This window comes from Methylomonas sp. 2F7 (genome assembly GCF_057126975.1).
The window spans coordinates 846,969-869,850 of sequence record NZ_CP195203.1 but is presented as its reverse complement, the minus strand read 5'-3'; the positions used below and the strand labels follow the sequence as shown (position 1 = coordinate 869,850).

At 48.8% G+C, this 22,882-nt stretch carries 21 protein-coding genes; 10 read left to right on the top strand and 11 right to left on the bottom strand.

The features are described from left to right. Positions 1-77: 77 nt before the first annotated feature. Complete coding sequence (locus ACR64Q_RS04100; protein WP_026603827.1) at positions 78-644, bottom strand: c-type cytochrome; 567 nt, start codon at positions 642-644, stop codon at positions 78-80. Between the two features lie 135 nt (positions 645-779). Here ACR64Q_RS04100 and ACR64Q_RS04095 point away from each other — a divergent pair, with 135 nt between their 5' ends. Together ACR64Q_RS04095 and ACR64Q_RS04090 are read left to right on the top strand one after the other, a co-directional pair. Further along, positions 780-2,441 (top strand): putative transporter, encoded by a 1,662-nt coding sequence (locus ACR64Q_RS04095; protein WP_313733662.1) that lies wholly within the window; start codon positions 780-782, stop codon positions 2,439-2,441. 70 nt (positions 2,442-2,511) lie between these two features. Beyond that, positions 2,512-3,147, top strand: coding sequence for an alpha-ketoglutarate-dependent dioxygenase AlkB family protein (locus ACR64Q_RS04090; protein ID WP_313733661.1), 636 nt, complete (start codon positions 2,512-2,514; stop codon positions 3,145-3,147). Here ACR64Q_RS04090 and ACR64Q_RS04085 read toward each other — a convergent pair. The 4 genes from ACR64Q_RS04085 to ACR64Q_RS04070 form a co-directional block, all read right to left on the bottom strand. Next, entirely contained in the window at positions 3,083-4,840 is a 1,758-nt protein-coding gene (locus tag ACR64Q_RS04085) for an LTA synthase family protein (RefSeq protein ID WP_313733660.1), read from the bottom strand. The genes ACR64Q_RS04090 and ACR64Q_RS04085 overlap by 65 nt on opposite strands. A gap of 31 nt (positions 4,841-4,871) precedes the next feature. Then, positions 4,872-5,429: a hypothetical protein gene (locus tag ACR64Q_RS04080; protein ID WP_235048893.1), complete on the bottom strand. Its 558-nt coding sequence runs from the start codon at positions 5,427-5,429 to the stop codon at positions 4,872-4,874. A gap of 88 nt (positions 5,430-5,517) precedes the next feature. Beyond that, positions 5,518-5,913 (bottom strand): hypothetical protein, encoded by a 396-nt coding sequence (locus ACR64Q_RS04075; protein WP_313733659.1) that lies wholly within the window; start codon positions 5,911-5,913, stop codon positions 5,518-5,520. 30 nt (positions 5,914-5,943) lie between these two features. After that, a complete protein-coding gene (locus ACR64Q_RS04070) occupies positions 5,944-6,402 on the bottom strand; it encodes a DUF302 domain-containing protein (RefSeq protein WP_313733658.1) in 459 nt (152 codons plus the stop codon). 17 nt (positions 6,403-6,419) lie between these two features. Here ACR64Q_RS04070 and mobA point away from each other — a divergent pair, with 17 nt between their 5' ends. After that, complete coding sequence (gene mobA / locus ACR64Q_RS04065) at positions 6,420-7,025, top strand: molybdenum cofactor guanylyltransferase MobA (protein WP_313733657.1); 606 nt, start codon at positions 6,420-6,422, stop codon at positions 7,023-7,025. Positions 7,026-7,046: 21 nt separating this feature from the next. Here mobA and ACR64Q_RS04060 read toward each other — a convergent pair whose 3' ends face one another. Together ACR64Q_RS04060 and ACR64Q_RS04055 are read right to left on the bottom strand one after the other, a co-directional pair. Next, a complete protein-coding gene (locus ACR64Q_RS04060; protein ID WP_313733656.1) occupies positions 7,047-10,310 on the bottom strand; it encodes a chemotaxis protein CheB in 3,264 nt (1,087 codons plus the stop codon). 80 nt (positions 10,311-10,390) lie between these two features. Continuing rightward, the gene (locus ACR64Q_RS04055) at positions 10,391-10,975 is read right to left on the bottom strand and encodes a PAS domain-containing protein (RefSeq protein WP_026603818.1); all 585 of its coding nucleotides are present in this window, start codon (positions 10,973-10,975) and stop codon (positions 10,391-10,393) included. Positions 10,976-11,446: 471 nt separating this feature from the next. Here ACR64Q_RS04055 and ACR64Q_RS04050 point away from each other — a divergent pair, with 471 nt between their 5' ends. After that, positions 11,447-12,385: a hypothetical protein gene (locus tag ACR64Q_RS04050; RefSeq protein ID WP_313733655.1), complete on the top strand. Its 939-nt coding sequence runs from the start codon at positions 11,447-11,449 to the stop codon at positions 12,383-12,385. Between the two features lie 57 nt (positions 12,386-12,442). Here ACR64Q_RS04050 and ACR64Q_RS04045 read toward each other — a convergent pair whose 3' ends face one another. Further along, positions 12,443-12,925 carry a copper resistance protein NlpE gene (locus tag ACR64Q_RS04045; protein WP_313733654.1) on the bottom strand — a complete coding sequence of 161 codons (483 nt, stop codon included), beginning with the start codon at positions 12,923-12,925 and terminating at the stop codon, positions 12,443-12,445. Between the two features lie 642 nt (positions 12,926-13,567). Between ACR64Q_RS04045 and ACR64Q_RS04040 the strand changes: the two genes are divergently transcribed. After that, a complete protein-coding gene (locus tag ACR64Q_RS04040) occupies positions 13,568-15,799 on the top strand; it encodes a PKD domain-containing protein (RefSeq protein ID WP_313733653.1) in 2,232 nt (743 codons plus the stop codon). 134 nt (positions 15,800-15,933) lie between these two features. Here the strand turns inward: ACR64Q_RS04040 and ACR64Q_RS04035 are convergent, their stop codons facing one another. Further along, positions 15,934-16,266, bottom strand: coding sequence for a hypothetical protein (locus ACR64Q_RS04035; protein WP_026603814.1), 333 nt, complete (start codon positions 16,264-16,266; stop codon positions 15,934-15,936). A 444-nt stretch (positions 16,267-16,710) separates the two neighbouring features. Between ACR64Q_RS04035 and ACR64Q_RS04030 the strand changes: the two genes are divergently transcribed. The 5 genes from ACR64Q_RS04030 (at position 16,711) to ACR64Q_RS04010 (ending at position 20,540) form a co-directional block, all read left to right on the top strand. Then, on the top strand, positions 16,711-16,863 hold the full coding sequence (locus ACR64Q_RS04030; RefSeq protein ID WP_026147195.1) for a hypothetical protein: 153 nt from the start codon (positions 16,711-16,713) through the stop codon (positions 16,861-16,863). Between the two features lie 8 nt (positions 16,864-16,871). Then, positions 16,872-17,396 carry a cupredoxin domain-containing protein gene (locus ACR64Q_RS04025; protein ID WP_020485101.1) on the top strand — a complete coding sequence of 175 codons (525 nt, stop codon included), beginning with the start codon at positions 16,872-16,874 and terminating at the stop codon, positions 17,394-17,396. Further along, complete coding sequence (locus ACR64Q_RS04020; protein ID WP_026603813.1) at positions 17,389-19,008, top strand: b(o/a)3-type cytochrome-c oxidase subunit 1; 1,620 nt, start codon at positions 17,389-17,391, stop codon at positions 19,006-19,008. Before ACR64Q_RS04025 ends, ACR64Q_RS04020 begins: the two co-directional genes overlap by 8 nt. 2 nt (positions 19,009-19,010) lie before the next feature. Beyond that, entirely contained in the window at positions 19,011-19,658 is a 648-nt protein-coding gene (locus ACR64Q_RS04015; protein ID WP_036276305.1) for a c-type cytochrome, read from the top strand. A gap of 90 nt (positions 19,659-19,748) precedes the next feature. Continuing rightward, entirely contained in the window at positions 19,749-20,540 is a 792-nt protein-coding gene (locus ACR64Q_RS04010) for a hypothetical protein (RefSeq protein ID WP_026603811.1), read from the top strand. A gap of 68 nt (positions 20,541-20,608) precedes the next feature. Here ACR64Q_RS04010 and ACR64Q_RS04005 read toward each other — a convergent pair whose 3' ends face one another. Then, a complete protein-coding gene (locus ACR64Q_RS04005) occupies positions 20,609-21,538 on the bottom strand; it encodes an HDOD domain-containing protein (RefSeq protein ID WP_313733652.1) in 930 nt (309 codons plus the stop codon). An 11-nt stretch (positions 21,539-21,549) separates the two neighbouring features. After that, a complete protein-coding gene (locus ACR64Q_RS04000; RefSeq protein WP_313733651.1) occupies positions 21,550-22,854 on the bottom strand; it encodes a sigma-54 interaction domain-containing protein in 1,305 nt (434 codons plus the stop codon). Between the last annotated feature and the right edge of the window lie 28 nt (positions 22,855-22,882).

The window sequence follows — 22,882 nt, the reverse complement described above, 5'->3', positions numbered from 1 at the left end:
CACTAGATTAGCCGAAACATTCAACAAAGCAACCGCATCGCTCCGGTACTCTAAACGATGCGGAACATGACAATAATCTACAAAGACCCCAAATAAGCCGCCACAGCCTTGATGTCATCATCACTGAGTGACTGCGCCAGGGCATTCATTTGCGGCGCCTTGCGCGCGCCTTTTTTAAAATCGGTCAGCTGTTTGGCCAAATATTGCGGGTGCTGTCCGGCCAATTTCGGCACCATACCCATACCTTGCGCATTATTGCCGTGGCAACCCAGACACATTGCAGCTTTGTCTTTGCCCAATTTGACCAAGTTGGCGTCGCTGCTACCGGCCGATTTGCCGTGCAAGCTGGCGTAATATGCAGAAATATTTTGAATATCAGTATCGCTCAAACCTGACGCCAACGGCTTCATTACCGGGTTTTCGCGCTGGCCGTTGCGGAATTTATTCAGCTGGCTCTCGATATACACCGCGCTCTGCCCCGCCAGACTGGGCCATAACGGGCTGCTGCTGACGCCGGCCGCACCGTGGCAACCTTGGCACGCAGCGGCTTTCGCCTTGCCCGCTTCAATATCCGCCGCGTTGACGCCGGCGGCAAACAGCCCCAGCATGACGATATACTTGATTTTATGATATTTATTATTCATCGAGATCACCCTTGGTTGGCTTGTTGTACAATCCTGGCGACATAATGCGCTATCAGGCTTCTGCATCATAGTCAGGCAACATTGACTAAGCAAACCTAAAATTTCCTCAACCCACTCGAACCAAAGGAATAGGCCATGTCGTGGTTGCTATCACTTTTTAATCAAGATTCCGTACCGCACACACTACTAATTATCAGTTTGGTAGTGGCTAGCGGCCTGGTTTTGGGCAGAGTATCGCTGGCCGGCATCCAACTGGGTATTGCCGGCGTATTGTTTTCCGGACTACTGTTCGGACATTTCCAGTTCACTATCAATCCGGAAGTCATGCATTTTTTGCGCGAATTCGGCTTGGTGCTGTTCGTCTATGCAATCGGATTGCAGGTCGGCCCCAGTTTCGTCAGTTCGTTTTTTCGTTACGGCTTGCGCCTGAACGGCATGGCCGCCGCGATCGTGATACTGGGCGCCTTGATTACGGTATTGATCAGCATTTTAGGTGATATTCCCATGCCCGTAGCGGTGGGCCTGTTTTCCGGCGCCACAACCAACACCCCGTCGCTGGCCGCCGCCCAGCAAGTATTGAGCGGAATTGCCGGCATCGATAGCGAAACCTTGAAAATGCCGGGTCTGGGGTATGCGGTGGCCTACCCATTCGGTATCGCCGGCATCATTCTGGCAATGCTGTTAAACAAACGCCTATTTAAGGTAGATATTGCAGAGGAAGCCAAAAGTTTTGCCGACAGACAGCAGCAAGATGCGCACATCCCAATCTGGAAAGATTTACGGGTGGAAAACCCCAATCTAAACGGTTTGACGCTAAGCCAAATTCCGTTTTTCGAAGGCATGAACGTGGTGATGACACGGATTCTGCACAATGGTGCGGTGGATGTGGCCGGTCAGGAAAGCCACTTGGCAATTGGCGACACCATCCGGCTGGTCGGCGAACGCGAACCCTTGGAACAACTGAAAATTCTGATCGGTCCGGAATCGGATATCGATCTGAAACAAATTGCCACCAATTTGCAAAGCAGACGGCTGGTAGTCACCAATAAATCAGCGATCAATCAAACCGTTGGCAATCTGTGCATGCTTTACGGCGTCACCATTTCCCGGATTCATCGTCCCGACGTCGAGTTTTCTCCCACCAGCAACGTGCATGTGCATTTTGGCGATGAATTGAATGTCGTCGGCAGCCAGGAAGCGCTGAACAGCATCGAAAAAGCCCTGGGTAACTCGCTGGAAGAACTGGCTCACCCGCAAATCATGCCTATCTTTATCGGCATTTCGCTGGGGGTGTTATTAGGCAGTGTGCCTATGTATTTGCCGGGCATTCCCTCGGCGGTCAAACTGGGCATGGCCGGCGGACCGCTGCTGGTAGCCATTATGCTGAGCAGAGTCGGCAACTGGGGGACGATGACTTGGCATTTACCGAAAAGCTCCAACATCATTTTAAAAGACATCGGCATCGTGTTGTTTCTAGCCTGCGTCGGCTTGCACTCCGGCGATCAATTTGTCGAGACGCTGGTGAAAGGCGACGGTTTTTACTGGATGGCCTGCGCGGCGATGATCACCTTACTTCCGCTCCTGATCATCGCCGCCGTGGGCCGGATAGTCTACAAACTCAACTTCCTGACGCTTTGCGGCTTGCTGGCCGGCAGCATGACCGATCCGCCGGCTTTGGCATTTGCCAACAATCTCAGCCCGGCGGCGGCAGTGTCGATGGCCTATGCAACCGTTTACCCCTTGGTCATGATTCTCCGGATCATTGCCGCGCAGTTGATTATTTTGTTGGTACATTAAAACCGACTCATTTGTCTGATGGACTGGTTCGGCGGCTAAAGTCGCCGAAGCTGTCCAAACTCCTGCTGCGATGACATCGACCTTAATCGTCAAGTACCAGAATCTGGCTCCCTGCGATGGCGAGCTGTACCTGCTGCAAGCTTTCTACCCACAAACCATCGCAGACAATTACTTCAACAGCCTGCGGCAAAACCTGGCCTGGCAAACCGAGCAAATCCATATCTTCGGCCGCTGGGTGGAGGTACCGCGCTTGATGGCCTGGTATGGCGACGCAGGCGCAGAATACCGTTATTCCGGGGTCGATCACCAACCCTTGCCCTGGACCAACGAGCTACAAACCTTACGCAGCGACGTCGAAGCTGTTTGCCTACAACCATTCAACAGCGTTTTGGCCAATTTATATCGCGATGGCCGCGATTCGATGGGGTGTCATGCCGACAATGAAAAAGAACTAGGACCAAATCCGCTGATTGCTTCGCTGAGCTTCGGCGAGACGCGCTTGCTGCGTTTCCGCCATGCCCGCAGCCGCACGACGCTGGATATTGAGCTGAGTCACGGCGACTTGTTGATCATGGCCGGCGAGTTGCAACACCACTGGCGCCACGAACTACCCAAAACTCGCCAAGCCAAGCAAGCCCGTATCAATCTGACTTTTCGGCGGATTGTGTCAATGCCCACTTCGCCCGCGCTATCCGCAGCGCGTTAATCTTATCGACCAACAGCTGCCTGACAGTCTGCTCCGCCGGTAGCTTGCTGGTTACCCTGGTATTATCGCCATCCAGTTTCACCAGAAAATCATCGTTTTCGCCAAACACGCTAACCATATCCCGATTGTCGCCGCGCCTATGAATGATGTATTTGGGTGAGGCTTTCGCTACGCCGAACAATACCCCATTCCAATCCGAATAACATTGCTTGCCGGCGATCAAACCCTGCAAACTATTAAAGACATCAATTTGTTGATATTGATTGTTTTCCACGCTTGCCGGCTGATAACCATCGGCAATCACTAAGGGCACTTTTGCCGAAGCTTTATACTGACCATATAACTCAACCTCGGCTTTTTTTAAGGGCGTCATCGAATGATGGTCGCCGACAATAATCAAGAGGCCATTCTTGAAAAAGCCGTTATTTTGTAGTTCTCGATAAAACCGGCCTATTTGCTTGTCGGTATAAGTAATGGCCGCTGATTCGGATTTTTCCTTCGTCTCCGGATTAATATACGGATGATGACTACTAACCGTTTTGATAAACAGCAAAAAATTATTTTTTTTATTTTTATCGATCCTGTCCAAGGCTCTTAAATATAGCGCCTCATCCGGCGCGGCCTCAAAATGAAACCGTTCCCATTTATCGTATTCCGGCTGATCGTGGCCTTCGATATAATCAAAACCTACGCTTTTTGCCCAGACTCCGGTATTGCCGAACTCCAAATCCGCGGTGGTTAAAAACTCGGCTTTATAACCGTGCTTTTTAAGGATATTGGGTAGGGAATCTTTTATATTATAAAAACTATAAAACGACGTACCGCCGTCGTCGGTATAACTGGAGGGCGGATAGAGCGGCTGCAAGCCAGTCAGCAGTGCGACTTCGCCGTCTTCGGTTATAAAACCATTGGCGTAAAAATTCTTGAACGCTTGATGTTGGCTAGCAATCTCGTCCAGATTAGGCGTCCAATCGTGGATGCCGGAGAAATACCGGCTTTGATAAGCGGAAAGCGACTCTACCATCAACATAATAATATTCTTAGGTTGAGCCGGCTGAGTTTGGCAGTTTATATGCTCTTGAAAACTAAAAGTATCGACATAAGCGGCGCTATACGGCGCAGCCTCAGACAATATGGTTAAATTATAATCAATGACATTTTTATAAATCCAGGCATGGGCGTATTTTTCATTATCGGCAAACGCGGCCGCCAACGGCAAACCAAGAATTAAGAAGATGGGCCACTTTTTGACATGAGGATTTACGGATTTAAACCTTACCCACGAAAAATATAAAGGTATAGCCAAGATTAATACGCTAAGCGCAAGCACACCAAATTCGCTTAAACCGTAAATTTGCTGAATATATTTGTACGAATAATCCGCATATTTTATGGCGTCGCCCAAAGCCAGATGCGTATTGAAATTAACGATAATGGCGTAATCGATAATATAAACCGCAAACAACAGCACAGCCGCCAAGCGTAATGATGCCGCCAGCCAACGCATCATAGTCGGCAGCAGCGATAAATACAGTAATATTAAAATACCGCCATAAATCACGGCATCGTTAAATAAAACCTGAGTAAATCCCAGCAAACGGGTACCGGTATAGTGATAAATGAAATTATCGACATACCAGCCTTTCAGCAGCAACGGCGCCACCAAAATAAGCAACCAAACAATCTTTCTCATGCTTGGGAAACCGCTGAAAATGGCGTTGGGATTAATCGCGCGTCAACTTCAGAAAATGAAAAATATCGACTTCAATCACGCCGAATGCGGCGATCCACAGCAGCGCATCGTAAGCATCCAGCCACTCTGACTGCATCAGCCAAGCCACGACCATACCGACTAAACCCGCAAATACAGCGAGAGTGATCAACCAAAACAGCTGCCGGTGTCGAGCAACCAAAGTCGGCCAGCGCACTTCCAACTCGAGCAGCACAATCAACCCAAACCAGAGCAGAGAGTTGAGCACATCCAACCATTCGTTATCGCGGACGTAGCTGCCAAATACCAAGGCAATCACCACAATCAACACGTTCCTCACCGCGTGCAAGGTCGTCTCATTAAACGGCGCGGCCTTGACGGTTTCCAGTTCGAACATCACCAACAAGATCACCCAAACCAGCGCATCAACCGCAGTGGTCAGCGTATCGACCGCTGCGTAAATACCGATATTCAGCGTCAACAAGGCCAGTATCGCCAGTTTGAATTTGGGGTAAGAAAGAAAAAACTCGGCGTTGGGCATAACGGTAAGATTAAGTGAGTCCGACGGCAAACGCCAAACTGCTCGTATAGCGATGGTTTGACGGAAAAGACATGAACCATGATGACAACCCGGCCGGGGCCATCATGGTCAACAGGAATTATTTAACGAAACAGGCTTTTTCCGCTTCGGCGTCAGCATCTTTCAACTTGGTGCGCAAATCCTTGGATTGTTTAGGATCGCGAAACGCAGCACCGGCCTCGCCAGGGGTTTTTTGCATCTGGGTAAAGGTTTTGGCTGACTCGTATTCTTCGAAACTGAGTTTTTCAGCAATTTTATCGATTTTGCAGCCGCAGGCATATTGGCTGATATAGGTTAAGCCGCCGTGCTTGGCGACGCATTCCAGCACATATTCCACGCGGTCGCGGGTGGGATAGTCATTGACCAATACCGCCGGCTCGCCTGCGGCGGCCTGCGGCTTTGAGTTTTCCTGGGTAGTGGCACAGCCGCTTAGCAGCGTTACAACAGCGAGAGTAGCGAAGAATGATTTTTTCATGATGCTCGGTTTTTATCGTTGTAGGGATATTTATTGTTCGGCGGCGAAGTCGACAATCTGTCGCAGTTGCGGGTTCATTTCCTTGGCGAAGTTATTCAAGGCCGGATTGCCAGTATCTTCCGGTAATAAATGCGTCCTGACGATGGTTTTGCCTGCGAATTGGTAGGTCACCACATTGCAGGGCATATAGCCTATCGCGTGCGGGGTGATTTCCAGCACCACTTTTGCCAACGTCAGATTGCAAAACTGTACCGTATCGTATTCTGGAAAATTCGTGGCCCCTCTATCGCGGATCACCTTCCCCACACGACTATGGCCGGTAATGCGAAAGTTATGTTCGGCAATCGCTACTTCCAGTTCGGTCAATACTTCGTCGTAGGGTTTGCTGGTTTCCACCTGATAATACGTCACTTCTTCGGTATGCTGAGACTGCGCAGCACAACTTGCAATCAACGGCAGGCTTGCGAAAATGACGGCTCTTTTAAACATCGGCAAAGCTTACCATCATGAACGGGCAAAACAAAGTGAGCGGCGCAGTGCTGGCGGGCGGTATGGCCCGACGCATGCAGGAGCAAGACAAGGGCTTGATGTTGTGCAATAACCGGCCCTTGGTTAGCTACGCACTGGCCGCCATAATGCCACTGGTCGACGATTTGTTGATCAGCGCCAATCGCCATCAAGACCTCTACCGGCAATTCCATTACCCCGTCATCAGCGATGCCGAACCAAGCTTTGACGGTCCGCTAGCCGGCATTCTGGCGGCGATGCAGGCCGCGCAACATGGGATATTACTGGTAGCGCCGTGCGATTCGCCGTTGGTTGCAAGCATGCATTTGCAACGCTTGCTCGACGCATTAATTAGCCAGGATGCGGACATCGCCGTGGCGTTTGACGGCGAACGCCTGCATCCGGTTTTCGCCGCACTGAAAACCAGCTTGCAAACTGATTTACAGAATTACTTGCGCAGCGGCGAGCGTAAGTTGCAAACCTGGTTTCACCGGCATTCGCTGGTCGAGGTAGATTTCAGCGATACACCGCACATCTTCGTCAACATCAATACGCCGGCGGAATTGTTGGCGGTCGAGCAATCGTTAGCCGAAATCTTGCCTTAATAGCAAGTTGATATTAGCCGCTCAGTGCACCGCTTTTTCACTGCTGACGATTAACAGCGCTTCTCCCGAGCGATTACCCAAAACCGTTGCATGCATGCGTACCGGGATAATTTTCTGATCCTTGGTAATGCGTTTGGTCTTGATACTTTTCACGCCGCCACCGACTATCAATTCCTGAATCAACTGTTGAGTAATGGCCCGTTCATCCTCCGAGACGATCTCTGTAAACGTCATACTGGCTGCATCCAAGCTATCCCAGCCGTATAAGGTTTCGGCGCCCTTATTCCAAGCCGTAATTTTACCCGACACTTCAAATAGAATTATCGCCTCATCGGTGTCCATCACTATCGTTGCCAGTTTTTGCAAACAATTTAAACATTCCTGTTTTTCAACTTGATGTTGGTGAACGTAGTCGCGCTCAGTCAAAGCGATTAACTCTCTGGCGGAGTTCTCCGCTTGAAACATGCAAGCCGACGCCGAAACGTGCACCACCTTTCCGGATTTGGTTAGCCGTCTGGCCTGAAAAGACGGCAAGGTGTTACCCACTTTCAGGTTGTTCAGACCTTGCTTCGCAAAATATTTTTCCTCTTCCGGAATTAAATTGTAAAAATTCATCCCCAGCGCATCGTGCGCCGACCAACCATAGAGCTTCTCGGCGGCGTGATTCCAGGTCACAATGGTACCGTCCGGATCGAGCAAGGTGATCGCATCATTGGAAAACTGTACAAACTTGGCCAGCCTCAGCGTTTCTTGCTCCTCACGCTTATGCAATTCCAGTTGCGCACTTTTCAGCTGATTGATGTCCACAAATGTCAGAATGACACCGGCATTGACTTTAGCGGAAACTACATAGGGAATAACCCGCAATAAATACCAGGTACCATTTTCCAGCTGAATTTCTTGATCAAAACAGTTGTGCCTATCATTGACACTTTTAACCACTGCAATCACATCCAGATTTTTAATGGTATGGGTTAGATGGTAAAACGGTCGCCCGAGATCGGTTTCCAAAATATGGAATATCGACTGTAGTTTCGGGGTAAAACGCCTGATATCCAGATTCTCGTCTAAAAACAAGGTAGCGATATTCGTACTATTGAATAAATTATCCAAATCGTTATTCAATAAGGTCAGTTCGACTATCTTGCCCTGGTGTTCGGCGTTAACGGTGTAAAGCTCTTCGTTAACCGATTGCAATTCCTCATTCGTACTCTGCAATTCCTCGTTACTCGCCAACAATTCTTCGTTGGTGGCCTGAAGCTCTTCGTTGGAGGTTTCTAATTCTTCCACCGTGGCTTGCAGGTTTTCGCGGGTAAATTGTAATTCTTGCTCCAGATCGATGATGCGTTGTTTGGCATCTAAATTGACATCGTAGACCAAGGTTTCCGTCTCGCTGAAACAGGAAGGATCGACCGTCTCCGTGATCATCGCCGCCACTAAGATTTCTTGGCCCTTCTTACCCGGCAGAGGTTTAAATTGCAGTCTAAACGTCCGCAAACTGTCCTGCTCTCTGACCCGAATATTGGACAACACAATTTCGTTATTCGTTTTTAAGGCTTTTTGAATACCTGTGGAAATAGGTATGGATAAATCTTTTTTGACAATTTTACTGACATTACTCACCAGTTTGCCGCTGGGATAACTCAAATAATCCTTAGAGTCTCCGAAAATATGGGATATTTCCATATTCTCGTTGATTATCATCGTAAACGGCAATACATCATTGGATATTGCCCTGATAAACCTATCCAATACTCTTTCTTCCTGGCCACTAAGCGCATTCGATGAGCGCACAGAAGTCGGATACGGCGAGTAAGTCATTAAAGCACTGGGAGATGCAGTAAAACCCAAGGATTTATATTTGCCTTTAGAGCGATATAGTTTTGATTTGGCACTTGCCACATCGAAATACTCACCCATATCGCCTATCGTTTCACTGGTACCCAACACCAACAAGCCGTCCTTTACCAGAGAAAAGTTGAATAACTCCAATATTTTCTTTTGCAATACCGGCTGTAAGTAAATCAACACATTTCGACAGCTGAGTATATGAATATTGGTAAACGGCGGATCTTTAATCAGGTTATGCTGGGCAAACACCACCATTTCCCGAATTTTCTGGCTGACCTGAAAATAATCTTCCCGGCGAATAAAATATTTTGACAAAAGCTTAGGTGGAATATCCGCGATAATACTTTCCGGATATTTGCCATTACTGGCTTTCTCGATGGCCGTAAGATCGACATCCGTCGCAAAAATCTTCACGCGAAAATAATGTCCGGAATACTCCCGGTATTCCGACAACAACATCGCCAAGGAATAAGCTTCCTCGCCGGTGGAACATGCGGTCACCCAAACTCGCAACTCATCTTCTTGTAATAATTTGACGACTTTTTTCAACCAATGTTCGCGAATATCATCAAATACGTGCTCGTCGCGAAAAAAACTGGTAACGCCTATCAACAATTCCTGAAATAAAATCAAAACTTCGTGAGGATTTGTTTGTAATAAGTTTAAATATTCTGATATATCTTTTAAATGATTGATAGATATGCGCCGCTCAATGCGTCTAACCACCGTATTGGGTTTATAAAAGGTAAAATCGATTTTGCACTTTTCCCTAAGAATCGAAAAAATCCGCGTGATGTCGCTATCGTCGGAAGAAACGATATGCTTTTCCTGCAAGGTGGCATAGGGATGCTTAACAAAAGCCAACAACTGATCGGGCATCTTCTCCGGCGGCAAACTAAAATCCGCCAAACCGGTAGCAAAAGCATTCTTGGGCATACCGTCGAATTTGGCGGAGTTTTCATCCTGCACCATGACCATGCCGCCAAATTCCTTGATGGCGCGAATACCACGCGTGCCATCACTACCGGTGCCGGACAAAATAATGCCTACAGCCAGTTCTCTGGCGTCCTCGCTCAAGGAGCGCAAAAATATATCGATCGGCAGATTAATCCCTTTGCTGGGGTCTTGCTCGGCCAGCAACAGCTGATTGTGAAACACCGTGACGTTTTTCCGGGGTGGAATCAAGTAGACGGTGTTACGCTCGATTTTCATACCGTCCTCGATGCGCTTTACCGGCATAGCAGTATGTTTGGACAATAGTTCAGCCATCAAACTTTTATACTGCGGTGACAAGTGCTGAATCACTACAAACGACAAGCCGCTATTGGCAGGCATATTCTTGAAAAATGCCTCAATCGCCTCCAAGCCTCCGGCGGAAGCGCCGATCCCGACAATGTACTGCGGCGGCACTTTTACAGTGTTTTCATTATCCATAAAACCATGTTAGTTAATATCAATCGTTTAAATTAATAAAGCCTCTGGACAACTTTACCCGTCACGCTGCGACAGTACACTCAAGTCTTATTTGCGTCTGTTTTCACGTCGCTAATATCTGTGATAGTCACGATTAATTTACGCGTCTTCAAATCGAACGATTCGCTCGCCGTATCGCTACCGTCATCCGCATTACCTTTGATTAAAGCAGGGAAAGCAAAATTCTTATCCCCTTGCAAACGCAGCTGTAAACTTTTATTGGTTGGCGCTTTGAAAAAAGCGTCAAAACGGTGAATAAATATATTCTTGTCTTCTTCGAAAATCAGCTTGGAAAAATGCGTTTTCTGCAATTTACTGGCTTTATAGCCCAACATATCTGCAAAGGTATGATTCGCTTGTTCTATGAAGCCTTGATAATCTAGGGTTATAATACCCACTGGAACACAATGGTAGGTAAAATTTAATTTATTATTTAAGCGAGACAATTCAAATTGCGCTTTTTGCAGCTCTTCATTCTGCATTTGCAACTCAATTTGATAAACTTGTAAATCATAAAATAAACGTTGAATTTCTTCCGGCGTAATACTACTGATTTCTTGAGGCGTAAAATCTATAATTTTCTCCGCCATTTCTTTTAATTTAGCAGCATGAGAATCTAATGTCATAACGGCATTTCCTTATTAATCTATTAATTTTTTGAACAATTTAGCGGAAAAATTCTAGTTCCCACTATTTATACTCCCTATCGATTCGTCCACTTCTACCCTCTTCGGATTTTACCGATACCCTGCTGGCAACTTATTGACTTAAAACAGCCTGATTCAGCACCCAGCCGCCCAGCGCACTGGGATTGTAGTACAGAACATATATTCGAGCGCTTGCTACGTGGTGTTTGCCGGCCTCAATATCCCTATTTTTTGCTTGAAAATTTATTTCAAGCGGTGAATTTTTTTGGTTCCCGAACACATAAACCGCTTCCTTTTCGGATCAAACACCAGGAAGCACAACCTAGTTTTCCGCAAATTAGCAGCACTGGCAAACACTACAAATTAGTGGCGTTAAGGTCCGGCTAATCAAAGGTTGTGTCATTTACGCCGCATTATGCTAACGTAATTTTCTTTTTGCTTGGAACCACGATGAAACGAACGACTCTCGCCATCATTCTGACATTCTGTTCGTCGGGTGTTTTTGTCCAATCAGCCTTTGCACTCACCACGCCGGCAGAGCAGGATAAATTGCGCATTCATACCAGCATGCCTCGCAGAACCAGCGATTCGCTGTTTTCATACACGGCGGAATGGCGTATCGACGATGGAGAGCTGTATCGCTCTACCGGCTTGAGCTTTCTCAATGCACACAAATTTGATGATGCGACACAGCCTCACGCGGTCACAAAAAAACTGCTCACATCGATGAAGGACGGCATGATACAGCTGGATCCGAATTGGCGCGGCATCACCATTACCCAGCCGCCGGAACAAGCAGAATTAATCATCGCCAACAAAACCGGCTATTCGTTGACGACGATAACAGTGAGAGATTACAGCAACCAAGGCTTGCGTTTCGATCTTGCCGATAAAAACTTCAACGCCGACGGCGTGCAAGTGGCTTTTGATCTGGTGTTCAGTGCGGATGTGGAATATCTGGACGGCTTTTCCTCGAAAAAAGCTCTCACCGCCTCGCAAGGCGAAATCGAGATTAAGATAGACGACCAAAAACCGATTCATATCAAAACCGACGGCAAAACCACTCGCGAGCTTGAGCAAGAAATCGCCAAGCAGTTAAGCATCTCTCAACTTGCTGAAACACCGCTGTATCCTGGCATGGTCAGCAACGATACCCGTAACAACAAGCCATTCGATGGCAGCGAAGTGCAATTTTTAAATCTTGCCGCCAAATCGATTGCCATTGACATTACCGACCCCGCCTTGGGCGTACTCGCCAAGTTCAAATTCAAAGACGAAAATCATTCGGTGAAGGTCGTGGAACCGCGTTTCATGCTTGGCGCGTTGGCCTTGACGGTACTTTTAGCCATTGTCTATTTTCGGCGCAAAAACCAGCAGAAATCGATATAACAGTTCTAATCTCCGGGTGGCCGCCAGCGCACGCGGCCACCCGGCTTAAGGTTTAAATCAATGCCCGGAATGTTCAGGCTGCTTATCGGTGACGCTGGTTCTACGCAAAATATAGCGATCCGCAAGTTTGCCGGTGAACCGGTTGCCGCTGTTATCCAACTGAATCAACGCATCTTTTTCAACCAGATATTGCTGCGACGTTGAGCCATTCTTTGGCGTCAAAACCAGAGTATTGGCTTTTTCGCCAGGGGCAAACTTACCCTTTTCAGTAAACTCCCGTTCCGATTTCCCCAAAAACTGGGTCATCAGCAGATAACTGCTGTTTTTGTTCAAGGCCAGTGTGGTTTTCACGCCGATACAGTCGGCACAAGGGGTTAAGCCAGTATAAATCCCTGGCCAATCCATACTCTTGTGTTCGTGATGAACATCCTTATCATCAGCCCCAGCCGTTTCGGCAAGCGCTGGATTAAATGCAGAAAAAGCAGCCATCACCAGAAAAATGACCAGATTTTTTTTTAATTTTGATTTAACTGTTCGCATATTTGCTCCTGAGCAAACCATCGCTAATAATAATTATTGAGTAGGTACCACGCTGGAAATCTTTTGTGCGCCGGCGTTCATTCGTGAAAAGCCGCCAAGGCAAAAACGGCCTGTTAACAACCAATGAGCATCTTTTTTACCGACCTTCATCAACTGATCGACGCACACAGTTGCTCTATAAAGCCCCGCTTACAAACACAGATGATTCCAACCGCCTATTGTGGCATAGCTGCAAAGGATTAACTGATTTCATATCGCTAAAGCCCCCCATTAAGCAATCAGCCAACTGCGCTAGAGGGCTAATAATCGGCGCGCAAACCGTTCGTTAACACTCGTCCGTACAATACCCTCACCAAAAATTAAACCTATTCGTGCGCTTTACCAGTATCGGCTGGGACATTTTTGTGCACCAACCCGGACTTTTCGCAGACGTTTTTTGACTGAACACTTAAAAATTGGACCGTATTTCACCGAATATATTTTTGGATGTTACATTGCCGCCCGATTAGAAAATTTAATCGTTTATTACCGGTACCAAAACGGTAGCACTATTTTTACCCCGAGACGCCGCTAGGCGATCTCGCTTCAGTAAGTTGGCTCGGTTGGTGTGCTTGCTGAAGTTAAACTCCAAAGGTGACCGATATGACTACTCATATCCTTAAAAAACCCAAAACTCTGGCATCCGCTATTTCCGCCGGACTACTTTTTTCCACAATGGCGTTTGCCGCAGATACGTCCCGCCTGATCGGCAAGGATCTCGACCAAAATCGCGATCTGGTTGCCACTGTGATGCAGGGCCGCAACTACACGGTACAAATCGACGACCAAGGAAAAATCAAACAAGTCATCGACACCGGCGCCAACGGCGACGGCAGCGATCCGCTTTCAATCGCCAGTAACGCCTCTACTACGCCGTCTAACACAGGTGGGATGGTCGAATTGCCGGTCAATTATCAAGGCCAATACGCTATCGATATGCTGGGTGCCGATTTGCCCAAAGTGGCGTCAAATCATGGTTTGACACCGGAAAAATTCAAGGAAATGTTGACTCAAGACGAGACGATGCGGGTCGACGGTAACGGCAGAGTATTGTATGTGGACAATACCGCCGATCAGCAAAATCAAACGCAAGCCGGCAATCTGGTCTCGCCCAATAATGTCGCCGGCACAACAGGCACCAGCAATCCGCCGGTACCTATAGCATCGAAAGCGGCGCTGGCAAACGCCTTTGTATTGCACAGCAAGCCTGGTGCAAGCAAAACCATTTACCTGGATTTCGACGGTCATATCGCTCAGGGCACTGCTTGGTCAGCCTCTACCATCAACGCGCCAGCTTACGATCTGACCGGCAACCCCAGTGTTTTCGACGATACCGAGCGCAGTAATATCATTAGCATGTGGAATCGGGTCGCGGAAGATTACATCGCCTTCGATGTGGACGTGACTACCCAACTGCCGACTAACGATACCTTATTCCGCACCAGCGCGGCGGATACCAATTATGGAATACGCGTGGTGGTCACCAAAACCGTATTTAACTGCGGTTGCGGCGGTGTTGCCTATGTCGGCGTAGTCAATTTCGTCAACAACGCTTATTACCAACCGGCCTGGGTGTTCCAAGACGGCTTGGCAAATAACGAAAAATACATCGCTGAAGCAATCTCTCACGAAGCCGGCCATAACCTGGGCCTGCAACACGACGGCCAAAATCCTAGCACCGGCTATTACACTGGCCACGGTACCGGCGTCACCAGTTGGGCTCCAATCATGGGCGTGGGCTACTATAAAAATCTGACGCAATGGAACCCAGGCAGCTATCCAAACGCCAACAATCAACAGGATGATATTGGGACCCTTGCCAGTTACGGCATTCTGGCTCGAAGCGACGATTACGGTAATACACCAAGTACAGCAAGCTCTCTGAAAAATATCGGTACTGCCACTGCACTGAATATTCAAACTTTCGGCGTCATCGAAACATCAACCGATACTGATATTTTTGTGGTCAGCACTGGTGGCGGGCTTATTAACTTGACAGCCAGTCCGGCAGCGGTAGGTCCAAACCTGGATATTAAGCTGACTTTGTATAACGCCAGCGGTGCCGTGGTTGCTACCAACGCGCCGGAAACCACTTTAACGGCCGCAATCAACCAATCGGTACCGGCAGGCACGTATTATTTGGCTGTAGCAAGTTCAGGTCGCGCAGCAATCAGCGGCGACGCGGGCTACCCGGTTTACGGCAGCTTGGGGCAATACCAGATCACAGGAAATTACGTGCCAGCCGGCACAGTCCTGACAAAACCTCCAGTTGGCAGCATATCCGCCTCAACTTTGTCAGGCCCTGCACCGTTAACGGTTAATTTCTCGGCCAATAACACAGTTGGCAATGGCAACATCACCAGTTATCAATGGTCATTTGGGGATAACACCAGCGCGACCGGGTCGAATCCAGCCCATACCTTCACGACAGTGGGCACCTACACCGTTAAATTGGTGGTTACCAACCAATATCAATTAACCGACACCAAAACGGTGCAGATTACCGTCAGCGCACCGCCTCTGCCAACCATGTGGGTGTCTACAATAGGTATGTCAATCGTTAAAAGCACCAATGTCCAGGCCAGAACGACAGTAAGATTGATCGACTCTAAAGGCAAACCGGTGCCAAATGCGACGGTTGTGGGAGTTTTCAGCGGCTCAATGACCGGCACCATCACCAGTAAAACCGACGCGAATGGCATCGTTATTCAATCGGCCACCACCGCTAAGCGAACTGGCGGTTCAGCTACCTACACACTAAAAAGCATTGCCGCGACGGGTTACACCTACAACCCAAGCAAAAATGTCAGGTCGGTTATAAGCATGACTTGGTGAGGCACCTCTCCCGAAAAAGGGGGCGCTTACCCCCTTTTTCATAGCCCTTCGGACCCCATCGCCACTTAGCTGGCTAAATAAAAAGCCTGTAGCGTTTAGCTACAGGCTTTTTCCTTTGCGCGATTGCCAACTCTTTAAAACGGAAATACCGAAAGATTTAAACCTATCATCGCGACATTAAGCACAAATCCGTAGTTAGCCATGGTTTTGCGGAGTTTCGACTTGAACATCGCCACGGAAGCCAATCCTAAGCCGACCAGATCCATCACGATAAAAGACACAACTAAGAAGCGTAAGCCATCGCTGTTGGACACGCCATCCGTAGCCGCATAGATCGGAAATAAAATAAATAACCAGATCACAAAGTTACAAGCTGCAAGCAATAACGCCGCATTCGAAAACCCGAGTAATCGATATTTCACATGACGGGGCGGTGTTTCTTGAAATTCGTTGATCGGTTGATTCATTGTGGCTACCGCTGGTTAGTGATTCGGCACGGACTCTTGCAAGCACTTTTCCGGTATTTCATGCTTGCGGGTCGTGGTAATTTTTATAAGGTCTAACTATCTATTTGCACCAAATAGTGACATGCCGACTTCGCCATTACCAGTTTTTTGGCTTTTTGACATACGCATCGGAGATTTCCAACCGCGCAGGGTTTCTAAATCTCCCGCTCTCCATCGTATTCCCCGCCCCATTAAAAGCCGAGGCCATTCTCAGCAAGCTTTCAGCCAATCCTCCTCTAACAATTCGTACCACTGATTTATCGCTTTCGATTAGTCCGAAGCTAAGGGTATGATTACCCCAGCAATCAGATGGTAAAGTCATCGGTAAGAATGACAAAGCCCCTGCTGTTCATGCCGTTGGTTGCCAACATAATTCCTATCAAAACGCATACAAGAAGGAAGGATATGAACAATCTCTCTGAAGAAGAACGTAAAGAAATTCTGCAAAGCGCCCCAATCGGCACCTGGGCATTAATGCTGATCGTCAGCGGCGGCATGGTGATAGCTTGGCTGCTGATGTATTACGGGGTGTTCTTACCTCGTGGCCATATCGGTTAGGGGGTCCAATGCATATTCATCAACTGGAAAAACAGTGGGCAGCTATTGCCCTAATGATCGCGGGACTATTTGTAGTAGTCATTTTATCTTCCGCATTATTCCATGGCATTCATGCCCCGAGTAATGTTGAAGCCATCGATTCGGCCAAACTGCATCTGTCGGCAGAATTTGCCGAAGATAAGCTCGGGGTGCAAGAGCATCCCGACGGGAGCATCACTGTCCGTATGGTGGCCGGCCGTTACGGGTTTTACCCTAAAGACCTGGTTTTACCCGCAGAAACCAACATTACCTTCCGCTGGGTCAGCCTCGACGTCATTCATGGCGTGCATATCCCTATGACCAACATGAGCACGATGATTGTGCCCGGCTATGTCGCGCAAGTCAAAACCCTGTTACACCATACTGGCGACTATCCGCTGCTGTGCAACGAGTATTGCGGCATGGGCCACGCCCACATGTGGAGCAATATTAAGGTAGTCGGCAAAGCGCAGTGGGAAGCGCTCAACAAACAAGGGGGAGTAAATCATGGATAACGTAGCGGAAAAAAAACTGGCGCTGACCCATTTCTGGGTGGCGTTTGGCGCGTTCGCGTTGGCCTGTGTAATGGGCGGCTATCAAGTCATCGAACGTAGCGGCTTTTTCAAAATTCTGGAATCGCGGGAAGTGTATTACGCATCGGTCAGTACTCACGGCGTTTTGATGGGTTTTGTACTGACAACCTTCTTTATCATGGGTTTTGGCTATTACGTAGCCACCAGCAGCTTGAAATTGCCGGTCTGGAATAAAACCTTCGCCTGGACCGGCTTCGGTGTGGCATTAACCGGCGTGGTTCTGGCTGCATTGCCGTTGTTAGGTGGCGCGGCCTCGGTGATGTTTACCTTTTACCCGCCCTTGCAAGCGCATCCTTTGTTCTACATAGGGGCAACCTTACTGGTGGTGGGCTCCTGGTTTTGGGCCGTGACGATGATCGTCATGTACATGCAATGGAAAAAAGCAAATCCTGGTAAGCCGGTGCCGCTGGCAATGTTTGCCACCACTGCCAACGCAATATTATGGCTGTGGACCAGTGCCGGGGTAGCCGCTGAAGTATTATTTCAATTGATTCCCTGGGCTTTGGGCTTGATTGACACTATAGACCCCGGTCTGGCCCGGACGCTCTTCGCTTGGACCCTGCACCCCATCGTCTATTTCTGGTTAATTCCTACATACACCGCTTTTTATACCTTGGTACCAAAGCAGGCTGGCGGCTATTTGTTCAGTGACATCATGGCGCGTGCCGCCTTTATTTTGCTGGTGGTCTTCAGCCTGCCGATCGGTTTCCATCATTTGTACATGGACCCGGAACAGAATCACGGCTGGAAGATTTTGCATGCCATCGGCACATTCGTGGTGACCTTGCCGACCTTTGTTACCGGCTTTACGGTGATTGCCTCACTGGAAATTGCCGGTCGTTTGCGCGGGGGTAAAGGCCTGTTCGGCTGGATAGCCGCCTTGCCTTGGCATAATCCGATGGTACTGGCGATTATCCTGGGTTTGTTGATGCTGATCTTCGGCGGCTTCGGTGGCTTGGTCAACGCCAGCTACGCGATGAATGCCATGGTGCATAACACCGCCTGGATTTCCGGTCACTTTCACCTGATCTTCGGCGGCACGACCATTATCATGTATTTCGGGATTGCTTATTACTTCTGGCCGGTTTTGACCGGCAAGCCCCTATTTAGCAACTCGTTGGCTACCACTCAATTGTGGACCTGGTTCGTTGGCATGGTCATCATGACCACGCCTTGGCACATCTTGGGCTTGTTGGGCCAACCGAGACGCATCGACAGTGTCAATTACAATAATTTATTGACCTTGTCATGGGAGCCTTATGAAGTAACCATGATATTCGGCGGCCTGATCCTGATCTTTTCTGCGGGATTGTTGATGTATAACCTCTATAAAACTCAAACCGGCACTGAAGTATTCAGCGGTGAAGTCGAATATGCCGAACAGTTCGACAGCCCTGACTACTTGCCCGGCTACCTAAACAGCTTCACCTTATGGAACATCGTGATAGGCGTATTCATGCTAATTGCCTTCGGCTATCCGATCCTGCAATTTTTCTTGATGGAAACCTTTGGTTCAGGCAGATGGGGGGTCTGATCATGAAAAAACTCATTTTAAGCGCAGCATTATTGTTGCCAAGCGCCGCGTTTGCACAACCGTCGTCGCAAGTCGCCTGGACCGCCGATCAGTTAAATTTCGTGAAAGCCGGCAACCCGCAAAAAGGCGAAGCACTGGCCAAGACTTGCAACGCCTGTCACGGCGAAAAAGGCATCAGTACCTCGGCGGCTTTCCCGTCACTGGCCGGGCAATTGCCAACTTATTTATATAAGCAATTGCAGGACTACGCTGACGGTAGCCGGGATAACGCGATGATGTCCGGTTTGGCTAAAACGCTCAGCAAACAAGACGCCGCCGATTTGGCGGTATGGTTCGGCTCGCAAACACCAGCGTTCCAATCAAAGACTGTCATGGTCTATGAAAAAGCCGAAACTCTGGTTAAAGGCGGCAGTAGCGAACGGGTGTTGCCGCCTTGCGAAGTGTGTCACGGCGGTGACGGCAAGGGCCAAGTGGTCGACATTCCAGCGCTGTCCGGCCAAAATGCGGATTACATCTCAGCCACACTGCATGCATTTAAGGATGGTACACGTCACAACGACATCTACAGCCGGATGCGCATCATCGCGCAAACCTTAACCGACGAAGAAATCAGCGAACTGGGTTATTACTACCAAAACATCAAAAAATAGTAATATGCTTGGCACGGGAGGCAAGGCTTTTGCCTCCCGCTTAAAGCCTTGCTCGAAGCGATAACTTTCCCAACAACCCGGATTGCAACTATGCCTGATCGCAACGAAACACCCGTTAAATATGCCTACAAAGGCGCTAATCTGATCAGTTTCGGCCTCTCGATCAAACTGCTGTTCACCGGTTATCTAACCACAATAGCCGCCGGTTATTTGATGGCATTAATCCAGATTTTGTTTACCCACGGTATGGCCGACGGCAAATTCGGTTTGTCGATGGACGATATTGTTTACAGCTATTATGGCGACCGCTCCGGTTCGGTATTGGAATCCAAACTAAACGGTTCGATGAAATACAACGCGCCTGAACAGGAGCGCTTCAAAATCATTCAATGGGTCCGGGATGGCGGCGACGAAGCGGTTTACAACAAGGAAATTAAACCCATCATCGAGCAATTTTGCACTGGCTGCCATGGCGCCAATGCCGGTTCGCTGCCCGATTTCACCAAATTCGAAAACTTAAAAAAGCTGACGGAATCGAATGAAGGCGCAACGTTTCAATCGCTGACACGGCTATCGCATATCCATTTGTTCGGCATCAGTTTTATTTTTATGTTTGTCGGCATCATTTTCAGCTTTAGTACTGGGGTACCGTGCAAGTACAAATATCCCGCTATCGTGATGCCCTATTTGTTTCTACTGATCGATATCGCCTCGTGGTGGCTGACTAAACTCAATCCACACTTTGCCTTGTTGGTGCTTTTTGCCGGCGCAGGCTTGGGCGTTTCCTTCGCGTTTATGTGGACCGTGTCCATGTATCAAATGTGGATACTAGGCGGCATACTGAAGCAATCGGACCGCCGCAATGCGATATTGCGCGATTAAGTACTGAGTTGATTGATGGGGCGCCGAAGAATTTCTAAGCGCCCACTTTACGATAACAGGCGGCAAATTTAATCGGTAAGTTGTTCCGCAGTCGCTAGAATTTTCACTAAATCGTCATTCTGGCTATCGAGTATTTCCAGACAAACAGCCTCATCCAAACCCAGCAATCCCGGCACGTCTTCCGGACACACCTGGTTCGATGCGTCGCCTATGCCTAAACGTCCCAACAGACAATCGCTATAAAACGTCAACAAATTCAGTTGGTGGTTTTCGCCGCGATAGTAGGGGTTGTGATGGTGATAGACAATATCGGTAATCATGCGCGGCATCGACCAGACATTCATCAGCCAAGCGCCGATTTCGGCATGATTGAGGCCGAAGGCAAAAGTTTCCAGATTGAAAATAGCCAGACTAGGGTTCGCGTTGATCAAGCCGCTCAAATAACTAAATTCGTCAGGAAAACGATGACCCAGCAATGGGAAACCGATATTGTGCATCAAGCCGGATAAAAACAAGGCTTGCGGCTCCGGCCGTGCGGCGACAGGCATAACGGCGGCCAACTGCGCCATCAAGCGGGTGCTGGCCAATGCATGGGTCCAGAACATCCGCGTGCCTATCTGCCCTTCCTTGGGCGATTTCAACGGTGCCAGCACCGCCAACCCCAAAGCCAAATCCAATACAAAATCAAACCCCAACACGCGAGTGATCGCATCATGCACGGTCGTGATCTGACCACGATAACCGTACAGAGCTGAACTGGCCCAGCGGGTAATTTGCGCTGTTAATAAAGGGTCGAGTTCGATGATGTCGGCTAATTTACGAGCATCCGCACTTGGATCGGCGATCAGGTTCAATATGCGCAGCGCGCTGCCGGGCAAGGGCGGCAAGGCTTTAATCTGGGCGATAGTCTCGCGCATATCGCGCGGCGGGGTCAAACCGTTGCGTTGCCGGCTACCAATGTTATCAAGCGTCCAGTTTATCAGGTTAGATTCCATCATTGCTCCGCCGCTTAATTCAGATTGAGTCGGTTAAGTTTACGGTACAGCGTTCGTTCACTGATATTCATTTCCGCCGCTATCAACTTGCGATTCCCCTGATACTTGCTGATCAAACTATTGATAAACTCCGCCTCGAATTGCGCCATGCTGTTAATCGGTAGGGGATGCGCATCGCCACTTGCCTCACTGGCGGCGGCCGACTCAACGCCGCCTTGGCGCTGCATGAAATGAATGTCGGCTTCTTGAATACTCTTGTCCTTACACAAGCCGGCCGCCAATTGCAGACAGTTTCTCAGCTCACGGATATTGCCGGGCCAGGCATATTGAATAAGCTTGATTAAGGCCGATTGCGTAATCGCATAGCCGCCATCGGCCTCGGTGTTTAACTGCGCTAAAAAATGATCGATCAATAAGGGCAAATCCTGTCTACGCTGCCGCAGTGGCGGTACTTCGACCGGAAACACCGACAAGCGGTAGAACAAATCTTCGCGAAACCGGCCGGCTTTGACCATGTCGGCTAAATTTCTATGTGTGGCGGAGACCACTCTGACATTGGCTTTTTGCATCGCAGTGCCACCTACCCGCCGAAATTGACCGCTTTCCAGGGCTCGCAATAACTTGGGTTGTTGCGATAGCGGCAGATCGCCAATTTCATCGAAGAACAAGGTGCCATTATTGGCTAATTCGAACAAGCCTTTTTTCGCGGATGTCGCGCCGGTAAAAGCGCCCTTTTCATGCCCAAACAATTCGCTTTCAAATAACTCTTCGCCGAGAATCGTACAATCGACAATCACAAAATCGCCATCCGCCTGCCTGGAATGGCTATGCACAAATTCGGCGGCCAATTCTTTACCGGTGCCTGTTTCACCAAGCAATAATACCGGTGCTTGCGTATCGGCCGCCTGTTGCAACCGGGTTTTATATTGTGCAAACGCCGCTGACTTCCCGATCATGGCCGGTGCCTCGTCGCCTTTAGCCGCGGACCTTTTTAATACGGTTAACGTTTCGCCCAAATATAAAGTCGCGTCGGCATCCAGCAACGGAAAACCGCGCGCACTGAATGAGCGCTGGGCACTAGTATCGCTGGTGTCGGCAAAGATACCGGCGTAGGCTTCCAGAGTTTGAAACAAACGCTGATGGCGGCAATTGCGGTTTTCGGCGCAGCACGGTTGACCGACCAGATTCTGTCGCATGACGCCAAAACTATGTTCCCAAGCGCGATTCACTGCCACGATGCGTAAATCGGCGCCGATGATGATCAGCGGCAGATCATGAGTTTCCAGCAACGATTCCAGCGTAAAAGCACTTTGCGGCATAAATTCCTATCAATGTTTTCGGTGTTGT

Bases quoted from the DNA above. Each gene is read 5' to 3' on its own strand.
- ACR64Q_RS04100 (WP_026603827.1), bottom strand. From the start codon at position 644: ATGAATAATAAATATCATAAAATCAAGTATATCGTCATGCTGGGGCTG.
- ACR64Q_RS04095 (WP_313733662.1), top strand. From the start codon at position 780: ATGTCGTGGTTGCTATCACTTTTTAATCAAGATTCCGTACCGCACACA.
- ACR64Q_RS04090 (WP_313733661.1), top strand. From the start codon at position 2,512: ATGACATCGACCTTAATCGTCAAGTACCAGAATCTGGCTCCCTGCGAT.
- ACR64Q_RS04085 (WP_313733660.1), bottom strand. From the start codon at position 4,840: ATGAGAAAGATTGTTTGGTTGCTTATTTTGGTGGCGCCGTTGCTGCTG.
- ACR64Q_RS04075 (WP_313733659.1), bottom strand. From the start codon at position 5,913: ATGAAAAAATCATTCTTCGCTACTCTCGCTGTTGTAACGCTGCTAAGC.
- ACR64Q_RS04070 (WP_313733658.1), bottom strand. From the start codon at position 6,402: ATGTTTAAAAGAGCCGTCATTTTCGCAAGCCTGCCGTTGATTGCAAGT.
- mobA (WP_313733657.1), top strand. From the start codon at position 6,420: ATGAACGGGCAAAACAAAGTGAGCGGCGCAGTGCTGGCGGGCGGTATG.
- ACR64Q_RS04060 (WP_313733656.1), bottom strand. From the start codon at position 10,310: ATGGATAATGAAAACACTGTAAAAGTGCCGCCGCAGTACATTGTCGGG.
- ACR64Q_RS04055 (WP_026603818.1), bottom strand. From the start codon at position 10,975: ATGACATTAGATTCTCATGCTGCTAAATTAAAAGAAATGGCGGAGAAA.
- ACR64Q_RS04050 (WP_313733655.1), top strand. From the start codon at position 11,447: ATGAAACGAACGACTCTCGCCATCATTCTGACATTCTGTTCGTCGGGT.
- ACR64Q_RS04045 (WP_313733654.1), bottom strand. From the start codon at position 12,925: ATGCGAACAGTTAAATCAAAATTAAAAAAAAATCTGGTCATTTTTCTG.
- ACR64Q_RS04040 (WP_313733653.1), top strand. From the start codon at position 13,568: ATGACTACTCATATCCTTAAAAAACCCAAAACTCTGGCATCCGCTATT.
- ACR64Q_RS04035 (WP_026603814.1), bottom strand. From the start codon at position 16,266: ATGAATCAACCGATCAACGAATTTCAAGAAACACCGCCCCGTCATGTG.
- ACR64Q_RS04030 (WP_026147195.1), top strand. From the start codon at position 16,711: ATGAACAATCTCTCTGAAGAAGAACGTAAAGAAATTCTGCAAAGCGCC.
- ACR64Q_RS04025 (WP_020485101.1), top strand. From the start codon at position 16,872: ATGCATATTCATCAACTGGAAAAACAGTGGGCAGCTATTGCCCTAATG.
- ACR64Q_RS04020 (WP_026603813.1), top strand. From the start codon at position 17,389: ATGGATAACGTAGCGGAAAAAAAACTGGCGCTGACCCATTTCTGGGTG.
- ACR64Q_RS04015 (WP_036276305.1), top strand. From the start codon at position 19,011: ATGAAAAAACTCATTTTAAGCGCAGCATTATTGTTGCCAAGCGCCGCG.
- ACR64Q_RS04010 (WP_026603811.1), top strand. From the start codon at position 19,749: ATGCCTGATCGCAACGAAACACCCGTTAAATATGCCTACAAAGGCGCT.
- ACR64Q_RS04005 (WP_313733652.1), bottom strand. From the start codon at position 21,538: ATGATGGAATCTAACCTGATAAACTGGACGCTTGATAACATTGGTAGC.
- ACR64Q_RS04000 (WP_313733651.1), bottom strand. From the start codon at position 22,854: ATGCCGCAAAGTGCTTTTACGCTGGAATCGTTGCTGGAAACTCATGAT.